Here is a 13,911-nt window from a genome sequence, read left to right on the forward strand (position 1 = left end):
CCCGCCACCGCGGTATTTTGGTGCGCGGATTTTTTTTGCAATTTTTTTTCGGGTTAAAAAATGCAATCGTTACCATTAATTTTGCGAATCAAGCGAAGCTAATCTTAATCTTCATAAAGTGCTAAAAAGACTGCTGCAATACATTTTATAATAAAGAAAAGCGCCATAAACTTAGGAAAATAAGCTCTGCCATGAATTCCCTTTACCAGCAATATTCTTACCCATAACACCAATCAAATTTCATCACTTTAGCCGGCTGCCACTAGGATGACGCCGTGTCGCAATGAGTCAGCGGTGAACTTTCCGGTGATTCATTGGGGTCGACTTTTAAGACTGACAACGGGTTAAGGTCAGGCTTAAAAGCGCCCTGATGACCGCTTTTTGTCATCAGGTCTGCCCCACGGCGCCATTCTAGTGGCAGCCAGCGGCAAGAAACATTGCATTTTGTCGGAAACGATTGCTTGCAGTATACTGGATACGGAAACGATTTTACTTACAATATATTTAATTTTTTTGGAGGATTCTCATGATTACGCTTAAATCAGATCGCGAAATCAAGGGTATGCAAGCCGCTGGCGACATCATGGTTGGTTTGTTCCACGCCTTAGAAGATTACATCAAGCCAGGGATTACAACTTGGGATGTTGATCACTTCGCTTATGAATACATCACTGCCCATGATGCTACGCCGGGCGAACTTAACTTTGAAGGGTACAAATACTCAACTTGTGTCAGCGTCAATGACATGATTTGCCATGGTTGTCCTAGCAAAGACATCTTAGTCAAAGACGGCGACTTATTAAAAGTCGATACGGTTATTAACTATCATGGCTACTTGAGTGACTCATGCCACGCTTTCGTTGCGGGCACCCCATCACCAGAAGTTCAAAAGTTAATGGATGTAACGTTAAAGGCGTTATACCTTGGTATCGACCAAGCCGTTGTTGGTAACCGAATTGGTGACATTGGCTGGGCCATTCAAAACTACGCTGAAAACGAAATGGGTTACGGCGTCGTTCGTGAATACATTGGCCATGGTATTGGACCAACGATGCACGAAAAACCAGACGTTCCTCATTATGGCGAAGCTGGCCATGGGACCCGCTTAAAGGCTGGAATGACCATCACCATCGAACCAATGGTCAACGTTGGTGACTGGCGTTCTGGCGAAACCGCTGATGACGGCTGGACCGTTAAAACGTTAGATGGTAGCTTGAGCTGCCAATATGAACATACTTTAGTTGTTACTGACGATGGTCCTAAGATCTTATCTTCGTTTGATAATGACTTTGATGCGAAATATTTATTGAACAAATAATTGAATTATAAAAGAGTTCTACCGCCCTTTTTTGGTGGTAGAACTCTTTTTTTGGTTGGCGAGTGTTTTCGGACTCTAAGGGGGCGCTTTGAACGTTAAAACTACTCGATAATGATTCCCACTTATCTTTACTGTCGAAACGTGCAATCCCGGGCAGCGCCCTCCGCTTAGCTACGTTAAAGCCCCTAACACGGACAATTCACCGCGTCAGGGGCTTTAACTAGGCTATGCTCGGTCGCTAACCGCCCGGGATTGCACTCTTTTAAACTTGTTCCAAATAATCCTGATAATCATCCTCAACCTGGGCCACATAAGCTTCCGCCCACTTGGCCATGGCGTCGTCGAACTTGGTTGAGCTGCCGACATACCCGCGAATCATGGCTGCCGTTGGGCTTTGGGCGTGCGCTTGGGCTAAAATCATGGCACACGTATTGGCATATGCTTGAAATTGTCCCCACGATAAAGTTGGAATATCAATCGATTCTTTCATATCTCGGAATTGACGGACGTAAAAGCTCTTATCGGCCATTTGGAAATAACCTAAAAAGACATCCGAGGTCGATTGCAAAATCCGTTGCGAACTAACAATCCGTTGGCCTTCAGTTAATTCCAACGCCGCCGTTAGTTTCTGATGATTTTGACTACCGACTTTCCGAGTTGGCAAAGCTTCTTTGATTTGTAAGACCATATGGCTGCCATCGGTACTCGTCAATAACACTAAATAACATAACGAGCCGAAACTCCCGACACCGACACTGTGGCGGATAATATCCGTAACTTCATATTGTGACAGCAACAATGCCACATCCGTGCGCACACTGCGTAAGTATTCTTGAATGCCTTGCTTGATGCCGCGATACGTCTTTTTATCGACGTGCACTGACCGTGGCGCGTTGTCTTTGAATTGGCGTTCACCACGACTGTTGGTGACCGTGAATTTGCGCACGACTTGCTCGGAATTACGCTTCGTCGCCTTTTTGACTAAGGCGGCAATAAAGTCGGCCGTATCTTCTGGTTCGCCACCAAAATTCAACACCGATTGCACTTCGTTATCCCGGTAAAAACGTTCCAACGTCGTTCGATCAAACATCCGTTTAATGCCGTCACGATAACTGGCACTGGCATCTTTAACTAATTTTTCAACTTTTTTCGGTTTAAAATCGGAAACGCGGGCCGCTAAAATAATGCTGACGAGTAACCGGCGTAAGTCCCATTCCCAGGGATGCACGCCCGCTTCATCAAAATCATTCAAATCAAAAACTAACCGGCGCTCTGGCGAGGCATAAAACCCGAAGTTGCCTAGGTGGGCATCCCCACAAACGACAGCTGGGATTTCCGTGGAATTTTGATAGTCTAAATCGTAGTCCATTAATTCGACGGAGCCGCGGAAAAATGCGAAGGCGGACGCCGACATTCGTTCGCGCCGTAACGGCAATAATTCGGGTACTAACATTTCACGCACATGCTTCAAATATTCCGCAGCATTGCGTTTTACGGGCACAAAGGTCCCCAATTTTTCAAATGACGTTACTTGGCGACGCGCTTTACCGGTCGCAATCAATTCGGCAACCGTATGATGTTGTCGAATATGCGTTAAATCAAGTGGTGGCATGGTGTATCAATCCCTTTATTATAAACTGCCTCCATTATAACGATTTATACCATAAAAACGAAATACTTATTATTTTCAATTTTTGCTGTTTTTTTCAGAAAACTAGCGTACAATTATGGCCGCAATAAAAAACAACCGAGGTTTTCCAATGCAAAATTTAGATGCAACAAATATTGTCGTTGCGGGTTTAGTGCTCATCTACGTTATTAAACGTCAGTTAGCACCACGCGTGTTACGTTTTAAATTGAATTTTTATTTAGTTCTGATTTTATTCGGGGCTGCATCGATCTATGATGCCATCACCCATCATGAAGTGACGATTACGATCTCACAAGCCGTTCTTTTTGGAACGCTCAGTATTTTGAGTGCGTTGATTTTTGGGGGCTTACGAGCATGGTCTTATCGTCTTTGGGTCAGCGATGCTGGGCTCGTTATGCGCCAAGGGACTTGGGTCACCTTACTCTTTTGGGTGCTCAGTATCGGTAGCCACGCCTTAGTCGACCGTCTTTGGACCGGTAACTCGACGACTCTGTTACTATATTTAGGGCTCACCCTGCTCGCCCAACGTGGTGGTGTCTGGTGGTTGGCGCAACGCCGTTTTGCCGACGCCTTACCCGCCAATGTCGCCCAACAAGAAAAATCACATCACCATCACCATCGCCGGTCGGAGTAATTTCCACCGGCTTTTTCATTATTTTGGTAACTTAAGTTGACGGTCAGCAAACATTCGCCTACAATTAAAATTATAGAAATGATAGCGCTTACTTTATTGGGAGGTCACACATTATGGCAAATTCTGAAAAAACTTTAATGTTAGTTAAACCAGACGGGGTCGCTGAAGGTCACATCGGTGAAGTTATCACCCGTTTAGAACGTAAAAATTACCAAATTTCGGCCCTCAAAGTGATCAAAGCCACACCGGAACAACTTCAAGCGCACTACCAAGAAAAAGTGGGCAAACCCTACTTCAAAGAAATTGAAACGTATATGATGGAAGGTCCCCTCGTGGCCATCATCGTCAGTGGGACTGGCGTGGTTAAAGCGGTCCATCGCTTAGCTGGTCAAACTCGGCCAAGCGATGCCCTACCAGGCACGATTCGCGGCGATTTTGCGCACGAATATCCTGATGGGATTTTACGCAACGTCGTCCACACTTCGGACAGTCGGGAAAATGCGCATCATGAAATCGCGATTTGGTTCCCCGAACTAGCGGTGAAATCACGTAAAGACGAAGAAAAGACTAAATCTAAAAAATGAGATTCATAGAGAGTTCGAGCTTGCTCGAGCTCTTTTTTAGTTGTCACACGACTTAGTTCAGTTACTGAGCAAAAATACCCGCCAACTAAGCAAATTAACCGCTTGAATAGGTCATTATTTTAGAACCGGTTCCCGACACCCCTTATGATAAATATATTAATAAGGATTGGGGGGATTCTTATGAAACTAGTCGTTGGTCCATTTCATCGTTCGACCACACCATCCATGTTGACCGCGATGCAACGCGTCGATATTTGCTTAGACTTGATTGGTCAAACCGGACCCGCCGGTTTAACTGCTTCGACTGCCACTTTAGGGCTCAATTTAACCTACTTGCTAGGAAACAACGTCATTGTCACCAATGATGCCCAAACGATTACCATCATTATCGATGAGCAATCCCGACCGCTCACCTTAACGGGGTGTTTAATTCAAGACACGCTACACAACGCGCTCTATCCACAGCAGCCCCACTATTTATTAGCCATCAATCGCCAGCTCATCACGTCCGGCGACGAATTGATTGCTTTGATTGATACCCAACTCGCTTAAAGTTTTGCGCTGATTGCCGCTGTCGACTGACCGTAACTCCGTCCGCCAAGGGGACCGGTCCAAGCCTAAGAAGCGGTCTTGAACCTCGCTTTTGAGCCTAAAAAACAAGTCTCAAAAGACGTCCGTGGTGTAAACGGGATACCAACCAATCCCGTTTACACCACCCGCATGGCGGACTCCGTTACAGTCAGTCGACAGCTAAATTGATGCTAAATATAAATAGACGTCACTACAACTATTCATCCATTGTAGTGGCGTCTATTTTGGGATTAACCGTAATCTAGTTGAGGGTAAAGTAGTAATAGCTGCCACCATCCCAATAGTGTCAATCAAAGATACTTTTAGCTAAACTTACATTTCGCAAGGTCTAAATGATTGCAATGAGCTGTGCCCCATCCATAAGTAGCTCATAAAATAGTGCCGAACATAATTGATGCGGCCAAAAAATTATAGCTGCAAAACTTTAAATCAATCACCAATTCAGTTGGGCGTCAACGATAATGGAAGTCACCGTGAGAGTACCGTAAGTTCGGCGTGACTTTGGCCGGACTTACGGTACCGACATCTTTGAAGATTGGTGGGTTGGGCCGAGCTTCAAAGTGAGGTTCGAGACCGCTCTTTGGCTCGGACCGGTCGCCACGGTGACTGGAATTATTGCTGACGCCCAACGGCAAAGTAAACGTTCTCCAATTGTACCATACGCTACGCTTCGAGTTCGACCAATTTTAACACGGCCGCATCTTGGCCTTTGGGGACGGCGACAATTTGTTGATGCTCCAACATGCCTTGAGTATCGGCACGCACGACACGATCATATTCATGATGGCCGTCAACCGATAAATCCCATTCATACGGAATCGGTCCATATAGTGTGACCGTTCCGTCATGATTATCCGCATACGTGACCACATTTCTAGTGTCACCCAAATCGCCAGTCGCTACTTGAACGACGGCGCGTGTATACATGACGCTCTGCACGTTATCGGGTTTTACATGCGTTCCCGCAGCAATTTGTTTGATATGTAATTTTGTCTTTGTCGTTAAAATTCCGTGACCTTTGACCGCCAACCAGACGCGCGCCGGGTCAACTTGAGCGGCGGGATAAGAAGATACGGTCACTTGTGATTGCTCAATTGGCTTAGCCACGGTTTTAGTGGCTACTACTTTATCTTTAACTGGGGTTAACTTCGACTTCGGCTTAGCGGCCGCCACCGCATGAGTAAATTGCCATTGCTGATAGACCATGACCGTTCCTAATAATGCAATTCCTAATCCTAAACACAAGTAAAGTTTTTTCATCACGAAGTCCCCCATTCAAAATTGCCAATCCTATCTAAAATTAGCTTAGCATTGAAAATTCATTTATATTTTGAGACGAGCGTGCCCTTTATTTAATTAAAACGACTAGTACTAGAAATGCGTCAATAGCTGATTTCTACCAACTGAAATTCGACAAAATATCACGATAATCTAATTTGACAGTTTCCATGATTTATAGAATACATAACACAACCAATTTAAATTTAAAATCGTATTTGTGTAAAGGTTACCAAAAGAGACTGTAAAAAAATGGTATGTTGGTGCCGGTTAAAAAGTGTGGGTGGAACCTAACACACTGTTATTTGCTGCGACTCAGCAATTAGATTACATCAAAAAACGGTGATACATGTGCACAGTGTATCGCCGTTTTTTGATGTAATCTTTATTTTGTAATCAATCCCCGGAAGTCCGGCGGGCCAGGTGAACGTGCTGAAAGTGCGCTTAGCTGAGCGAACCTCTCGGCTTAGCGCACCGGCATCTTTCAAGATTCACGGGTTAGGCGGAGCTTGAAAGTGAGGTTGGCGACCGCTTTTTGGCGCCAACCGGTCGCAGCACGAGAACCCGGCCCACCGGACTGGAGGGCTAGGCTGACATCACAGTAAACTAAGCTGTGACTTCAGCTAATTTTTGGTCTAAGTACTTCTTTAGTGCTGCTTGGGGATGAAAACCAACGACCTTTTCAGTCGGTTGGCCATTCTTGAAAATCACGAGCGCTGGAATGCTCATGATGTCGAATTTTTCAGCCACCCCGGGATTAGCATCGATGTCTAACGATGCAAACTTGATTTGACCATCATATTCTTCATCAAGCGCTTCAAGTGCGGGTGTCTGCATCTTGCAGGGACCACACCAATCCGCCCATAAATCAACGACCGTTAACTTCGTATCGGTCGCAACTTGGTCGAATTGCGCCGCCGTTACTGGTTCAATCATGCGAGTTCCTCACTTTTACTTAATTTGAAACTATCATAGCATGTTTTATCGCCCAACGAGCGGTCAAAAGTTCGTGGCAGTCACCACATAGCGGTTATTACGAACAGCGGTCACTAATTTATCGCGTAACGGTACCGTTTGAAGCTGTTTTTCGATATAATAGCGTTATAAGAAACGATATAATCGCAAAGGAGTCGATTACTTATGTCAAATGAATCAAACCCTATCGATCAAGATAGCAAACTCGTGGCTTCCGTGGCTGCGGAACACCTCGGCATCAAAGCTGTTACTTTACGTAAATATAGTACGCTCGTTGAAAAGCAACTCAACGACGAACGCCGTTTTCGGACCGGCACGAATAGTCACCGCTTATACACGGCCGCTGATTTAGCCGCTTTTCAACAAGCCATTGCATTAACCGAAGCCGGTACCACGTTGGCCGATGCGCTTAACCAAACCTTTACGGCCGCACCAACCCCGAAAGCGACCCCCACAGCCAAGTCCGCACCCAAAACGGCCTTGGCGCCGGCGCCACAAGCAGCCGTTAATCCGGCCTATGCCGAATTATCGCAACAAAATCACGAATTAATGAAGCAAAATGAAGAATTAGCGAAACAACAACAAGTGATGACGCGACGGTTGGACTCATTGAACTATCGCCTGAACTTGGTTTTAGATAAACTCGACCAACAACCTAAGAAAACAACCCCTTGGTGGTTAGGCTGGCTCAAATAAATCAACACTGAATCAGTAACGCGGTCCCCGCTTAAGCGGGCCGCGTTTTTTTTGTCGTCCTTAGTATTTACTAGAAAAACACCCCACACTTTTCGGCGGGTTTACATTTTGACTCCGTTGTTACCGGTTACTTAAAGTACGCAACCGTTTGAAATTTCTCGTTGTATAAATATTTTTTGAAAAAATTATTCCACTTATGAAATGCAATTGGAAACGTTGACATTTCGGCGAATTTGTCAACTTTTCTTATAAATATATTGGTATTCATTATAAAATAATCTAATGCAACCGGTTGCACAAACTTTGAAAACGTTTTATACTTTGTCACATAATCGATTATGGAATTAACAGAGGAGGTTTTCACTATGGCAACTAAACAAGCGGCGTCAACGAAAAAAGTTGGCCTACCGCAATTACCAGCATCCCGCATTTGGCTTATGAGCCTCGGGTTCTTAGGCGTCCAAATGGCGTTCACATTGCAAAGTTCAGAAATGAGTCGGATTTTCCAAACATTGGGGGCCGATCCAAATAACTTAGGGTGGTTCTTCATTCTGCCACCATTGGCTGGGTTAGTCGTGCAACCAATCATTGGGAGTTTATCTGACCGTACTTGGGCACCAAAACTTGGTGGTCGCCGCCTACCTTACTTAATCTTAGGGACGATTGTTGCCGCTATCGTGATGTTCCTACTACCAAATTCCGGCTCGCTCGGTTTTGGCTACGCTTCCATTGCTGCCTTAGTCTTTGCAGCAATCACGGTGGCCTTTCTTGATTTATCATCGAATATCGCCATGCAACCATTCAAAATGATGGTTGGTGATATGGTCAACGATGATCAAAAGAGTTATGCCTATGGGATTCAAAGTTTCCTATTAAATACCGGGGCCGTTTTAGCCGCAATCTTTCCATTCTTATTAACTTTCTTCGGCGTTAATAATACTGCCGGTAAAGGGGTCATTCCGGATTCCGTCATTTGGTCTTTCTACATTGGAGCTGGCATTTTAATTCTTTCGACCATCTTTACAATCGCCCGGGTTCGTGAATACGATCCTGAAACTTATGCGTTGTATCATGGTATTGATGAAAATGCTAACCAAACCGGTGGAAACTGGTGGGAATTACTAAAGAAAGCACCCAAAATTTTCTGGAAAGTTACTTTAGTACAATTCTTCTGCTGGATGGCCTTCCAATACTTATGGACTTACTCAACTGGTGCGATTTCAATCAATGTTTGGCATACAGCCAATGCTAGTTCGGCTGGCTATCAAGCTGCCGGGAACTGGTACGGCATCTTGTCCGCCGTTCAATCCGTCGCTGCGGTTATTTGGTCATACGTTTTAGCTCACGTTTCTAATGGTCATCATAAACTTGGCTACGCTTTAAGCTTATTATTAGGCGCCGTTGGTTTCATTTCAATTTTCTTCATTACTAATCAATATGCCCTAATTGTTTCCTTTATCTTAGTCGGGATGGCTTGGGCTGCGATGAACACTTACCCATTAACCATGATCACCAATGCTTTGACTGGTGAACACATGGGGACTTACTTAGGACTCTTCAACGGTTCGATTTGCTTACCACAAATCGTGGCTTCCTTACTCAGTTTCGGATTATATCCATTATTGGGTAATTCACAAGCTAACATGTTCGTCTTTGCCGCAATTATGTTGGCACTTGGTGCAGTTTCCGTACATTTTATTAAAGAAGTCTACAAAATTTAAAGGAGCAGTATACAATGAAACGAATTTTTGATGTTCAACCTTGGCACGTTACAACGACCGATTTCAAGGCCGAAAATAAACGATTACAAGAATCAATGACTAGTTTAGGCAACGGTTACATGGGCATGCGGGGTTTCTTTGAAGAAGCCTACAGCGGTGACACGCTGGCTGGCATTTACTTAGGTGGCGTTTGGTATCCGGACAAGACCCGGGTCGGCTGGTGGAAGAACGGCTATCCCAAGTATTTCGGCAAAGTCGTCAACGCCGTTAATTTCATTAAATTAAACGTCCAATTAAACGGGGAAACGTTAGACTTAGCTAAAACGAGTTTCCACGATTTTAAGCTCGACTTAGATATGCAGCGGGCCTTGTTAACACGCTCATTTATCGTTGAACAGGACCAAACGAAAGTCCAAGTAACGTTTGAACGTTTCTTGAGTGTCGCGCAAAAAGAATTATCCGTTCAACGCGTTAGCTTTAAAAACCTCGGCACGCAACCACTCAACATCACCGTTGACAGTAGCATTGACGCCGACGTTGAAAACGAAGACGCTAACTACGACGAACGCTTCTGGGAAGTTCGGCATATCGACGAAAGCAGCTTAGTGGCCGAAACGAAAGCCAATGACTTTGGCACACCCCGCTTCACGACTGGGATGCAAGCTGGTTACGTCATGGACGGCTTCGCTCAAACAACCGCCCAAACAACGGGCACGGCCACTACCACGACCTTTACTAGCAAAGTTGCCCCAGATACCACTGCGCAATTAGAAAAGCGGGTCATCGTTGTTACTTCGCGTGATTATGAAGATATCACGCGTTTAACGGCTGCCATGCAAAAATTAAGCGCAACCGTTGCCACGGCCAGCTTTGACGACTTGTTCAACGCACACACCGCAATTTGGGCGGAACGTTGGGAACAATCAGACGTCAAAATCGAAGGCGACACGGCCGCACAACAAGGGATGCGGTTCAACTTATTCGGTCTCTTCAGCACTTACTATGGTGACGATGCCCGTTTGAACATCGGACCAAAAGGCTTTACCGGTGAAAAGTACGGTGGTGCCACTTACTGGGATACCGAAGCCTTCGCCGTACCCGTTTACTTAGGGATTACGAAGCCAGAAGTTACCCGTAACTTACTCTTATATCGTTACAAGCAACTTGACGGCGCGTATGTCAACGCCCAAGAACAAGGCTTGCAAGGCGCCCTCTTCCCAATGGTGACCTTCAACGGAATTGAATGCCATAACGAATGGGAAATCACTTTCGAAGAAATTCACCGGAACGGTGACATTGCCTTTGCAATTTACAACTACACCCGCTACACCGGTGACAAGTCGTACGTCTTAAACGAAGGTAGCAAAGTCTTGACCGAAATTTCACGTTTCTGGGCCGATCGGGTGCACTTCAGCAAACGCAATCAACAATATATGATTCATGGCGTAACTGGCCCTGATGAATACGAAAACAACGTGGATAACAACTTTAACACCAACTACTTAGCGCAATGGACGTTGAAATACACGCTCGAAATTTTGAGCGAAATCTCCGCTGACCAAGCGGCTAAGTTAAACGTCACCGATGCCGAAAAAGCCCACTGGCAAGATATCGTTGACCGGATGTACTTACCATATGACAAAGATTTAGATATCTTTGTCCAACATGATGGTTATTTGGACAAAGACTTGGAACCGGTTAGTGCCATTCCGGCCGACCAACTCCCCATCAACCAACATTGGTCATGGGACAAGATTCTCCGGTCACCATATATCAAGCAAGGGGACGTCTTACAAGTTATGTATGACTTTATTGACGACTTCACCCCGGCGCAAAAGAAACATAACTTCGACTTCTATGAACCAATGACGGTCCACGAATCCAGCTTATCCGCTGCAATTCATTCCGTCATGGCGGCCGACTTGAAGTACGAAGACAAAGCGGTTGAATTTTATAACCGGACGGCTCGTTTAGACTTGGATAACTACAACAACGATACCGCCGATGGCTTACACATCACGTCGATGACTGGTGGTTGGATTGCGATGGTACAAGGGTTTGCTGGGATGCGCGTTCATGACGATGTCTTGAGCTACAAACCATTCTTGCCTAAGCAATGGACTAAGTACTCCTTCCGGCAAGTCTTCCGGGGCCGCATTATTGAAGTCACCGTTGATGGTACCGGCGCTCACTTTGCCTTAATTAAAGGGGAACCTTTAACCATCAAAGTTAACGATCAAGCACAAACATTAAACTAATTTAGAGCGAACCCCATCCGAATGACGGTGGGGTTTTCGCAGATAGGAAGATTTTCATGACAAAATTTGCTGCAATTAAAGGCTTTGTATTTGATTTAGACGGCGTCATCGCCGATACTTCGGTCTACCACGCCCAAGCTTGGCACCAACTCGCCACCGAACTAGGCGTCGCTTGGAACGACGAACTCGCCGACGACTTAAAAGGTGTCAGCCGGATGGATTCTTTGGAACTCATTTTAAAAGCTGGTGGCAAGACCGATGCTTACACCCAAGCTGAAAAAGAAGCTTATGCCACTAAAAAGAATGACAATTATTTAGCCTTACTCAAAAACATGGATGCCAGCGCCATTTTACCGGGTATCGCGGACTTCTTAGCCGACTTAAAAAAGCACGACTATCAATTATCGTTAGCCTCCGCTTCGAAGAACTCGCCATTAGTCTTAGAACAACTTGGCTTAGCGGATTACTTCAGTGCCCGTGTTGACCCCGCCACTTTAAAACACGGCAAGCCCGACCCAGAAATCTTCGCCCGCGGTGCCGCTATCTTGAACTTACGCCCAGACGAATGTATCGGGGTTGAAGATGCCAAAGCCGGCGTACAATCCATTAACGCCGCGGGTGAAACTTCAATTGGTATCGGTGACTTGCAAACCTTAGCTGCCGCCGACATCAACTTCACCTCAACTAAAGATTTAACGTTAGCTAATATCGAACAAGCCTTAGCATAAGGAGGCGGGTATGACGATTACGCAAGCAGAATTTGGCAACTATCAAGGGAGTCCCGTTTATCAATATACGATTGAAAACGCGCACCACAGCCAATTAAAAGTTTTAAGTTATGCGGCGACGTGGCAGGACTTCATCGTGCAAGATGACCAGGGCGAACATTCGCTAGTCACCCACTTCGACGACCTCGATGATTACGTGCGCACGCCTTATCAAGTCGGTAAAACCGTGGGCCGCGTGGCAGGTCGCATTGGCCAAGCACGGTTTAACTTAGGGGGTCAAACCGTTCAACTGACACCTAATGAAGGAGCCAACTTAATTCACGGTGGCGACCGCGGCTTGCAGACTCGTAACTTTGACGGTCAATTCGACCCAGATGGCGACACCGTCAACTTAACCACGACTTTACGCAGCAGCGAAGATGGTTTTCCCGGTGATTTGACCGTGACCGTCAGTTACACGCTGACTGCAGACGATGTGGTCCAAGTCACCTATCGCGGCCAAGCCACGGCCACGACTTTATTCAATCCGACTTGCCACGTTTACTTCAATGTGGCGGACGGCTTGCCAATCAATCAACAAATTCTAACGATTAACGCACGCAAGTTAGTTACCGTCGACGACCACAAAGTTCCCACGGGCATTTTCCAAGTCACCACGCCGCAAAGTGGTTATGATTTCCAACAGCCACAAACGATTCAAGCGGGATTGCGCCAACTGGCAAAGGCCACGGGCAAAACAGAATTCGACGATTGTTACAAGTTAGATGAATTAACCGAACCGGTCGCCCAATTACAAGGGCCACACCATGCACTGCAATTATGCACGGACCGCAACGGCTTAATCATCTTCACTGCCAATCCGAAAGGCGCCCCCCAGTCAGCGGGTATTCCGAGCTATCAAGCCTTAGCGATGGAGCTGCAAGTCGTCAGCGACGCAATCAACCATCCCGGCTTCGGCGATATCGTCTTACCAGCCGGCGAAACGCGGTCTTATACGAATCAGTATCGGTACTTGGCGGTTCAGAACTAAGTTGCCGCTTCCGGTTGGTCATAATTCCATCCGCCATGGGGGCCAGGCCAAGCCTGTGGAGCGGTCTTGACCTTCGCTTTCAAGCCTAAAGTACCAGTCTTGAAAGGCGCCCGTGGTGTAAGCGCGAAAAAATCGTCGCGCTAACGCCACCCACATGGCGGATTCCATTATGACCAACCTCCAGCTAGCTTGATTTACAACTTTATATGCTGTCTAAAAGAACGTCGACACCTTTATTCGGGTCGGCGTTTTTTATGTACCTACGTTAACTGAGTGACAATTACATATCGGGCACTTATGACAAACGCCACTTGCAGTATACTAACAACAAAGTCACAATAGTATTTAGGCATTGGTTCGTAATAATTATAAATCGAGGGAATCTGATGACATTTGGTAGATTGTAAAATTAATCCGAACGCTGTTCGGACAAAAAAGATCAGCTTC

At 45.8% G+C, this 13,911-nt stretch carries 12 protein-coding genes; 9 read left to right on the forward strand and 3 right to left on the reverse strand.

All coding sequences use genetic code 11. From position 1 onward, the window contains the following. Window positions 1–526: 526 nt before the first annotated feature. Window positions 527–1,318, forward strand: a complete 792-nt coding sequence (gene map, locus DY78_RS11475) for a type I methionyl aminopeptidase (protein ID WP_024623817.1) — start codon at window positions 527–529, stop codon at window positions 1,316–1,318. A gap of 262 nt (window positions 1,319–1,580) precedes the next feature. Here map and DY78_RS11480 read toward each other — a convergent pair whose 3' ends face one another. After that, window positions 1,581–2,930 (reverse strand): DUF2252 domain-containing protein, encoded by a 1,350-nt coding sequence (locus DY78_RS11480; RefSeq protein WP_024623818.1) that lies wholly within the window; start codon window positions 2,928–2,930, stop codon window positions 1,581–1,583. Between the two features lie 148 nt (window positions 2,931–3,078). On the opposite strand from DY78_RS11480, the gene DY78_RS11485 reads away from it, so the two are divergent. The 3 genes from DY78_RS11485 (at window position 3,079) to DY78_RS11495 (ending at window position 4,739) form a co-directional block, all read left to right on the forward strand. Continuing rightward, window positions 3,079–3,603: a hypothetical protein gene (locus DY78_RS11485; protein ID WP_024623819.1), complete on the forward strand. Its 525-nt coding sequence runs from the start codon at window positions 3,079–3,081 to the stop codon at window positions 3,601–3,603. 113 nt (window positions 3,604–3,716) lie between these two features. After that, the gene (gene ndk, locus DY78_RS11490; RefSeq protein WP_024623820.1) at window positions 3,717–4,187 is read left to right on the forward strand and encodes a nucleoside-diphosphate kinase; all 471 of its coding nucleotides are present in this window, start codon (window positions 3,717–3,719) and stop codon (window positions 4,185–4,187) included. Between the two features lie 180 nt (window positions 4,188–4,367). After that, window positions 4,368–4,739 carry a hypothetical protein gene (locus DY78_RS11495; RefSeq protein ID WP_024623821.1) on the forward strand — a complete coding sequence of 124 codons (372 nt, stop codon included), beginning with the start codon at window positions 4,368–4,370 and terminating at the stop codon, window positions 4,737–4,739. Window positions 4,740–5,441: 702 nt separating this feature from the next. Here the strand turns inward: DY78_RS11495 and DY78_RS11505 are convergent. Continuing rightward, window positions 5,442–6,038, reverse strand: a complete 597-nt coding sequence (locus tag DY78_RS11505) for a hypothetical protein (protein ID WP_024623822.1) — start codon at window positions 6,036–6,038, stop codon at window positions 5,442–5,444. A gap of 624 nt (window positions 6,039–6,662) precedes the next feature. Then, window positions 6,663–6,992: a thioredoxin gene (gene trxA / locus DY78_RS11510; RefSeq protein ID WP_024623823.1), complete on the reverse strand. Its 330-nt coding sequence runs from the start codon at window positions 6,990–6,992 to the stop codon at window positions 6,663–6,665. Window positions 6,993–7,196: 204 nt separating this feature from the next. On the opposite strand from trxA, the gene DY78_RS11515 reads away from it, so the two are divergent. The 5 genes from DY78_RS11515 (at window position 7,197) to DY78_RS11535 (ending at window position 13,464) form a co-directional block, all read left to right on the forward strand. Continuing rightward, entirely contained in the window at window positions 7,197–7,727 is a 531-nt protein-coding gene (locus DY78_RS11515; protein ID WP_024623824.1) for a MerR family transcriptional regulator, read from the forward strand. A gap of 365 nt (window positions 7,728–8,092) precedes the next feature. Next, window positions 8,093–9,448: an SLC45 family MFS transporter gene (locus tag DY78_RS11520; RefSeq protein ID WP_024623825.1), complete on the forward strand. Its 1,356-nt coding sequence runs from the start codon at window positions 8,093–8,095 to the stop codon at window positions 9,446–9,448. A gap of 14 nt (window positions 9,449–9,462) precedes the next feature. Continuing rightward, entirely contained in the window at window positions 9,463–11,706 is a 2,244-nt protein-coding gene (locus tag DY78_RS11525; RefSeq protein WP_033613549.1) for a glycoside hydrolase family 65 protein, read from the forward strand. Window positions 11,707–11,762: 56 nt separating this feature from the next. After that, a complete protein-coding gene (gene pgmB, locus DY78_RS11530; protein ID WP_024623827.1) occupies window positions 11,763–12,434 on the forward strand; it encodes a beta-phosphoglucomutase in 672 nt (223 codons plus the stop codon). A 10-nt stretch (window positions 12,435–12,444) separates the two neighbouring features. Continuing rightward, complete coding sequence (locus DY78_RS11535; protein WP_024623828.1) at window positions 12,445–13,464, forward strand: aldose epimerase family protein; 1,020 nt, start codon at window positions 12,445–12,447, stop codon at window positions 13,462–13,464. The last annotated feature ends 447 nt before the right edge of the window (window positions 13,465–13,911 follow it).

This window comes from Lactiplantibacillus fabifermentans DSM 21115, from assembly GCF_000498955.2.
Classification (GTDB): domain Bacteria; phylum Bacillota; class Bacilli; order Lactobacillales; family Lactobacillaceae; genus Lactiplantibacillus; species Lactiplantibacillus fabifermentans.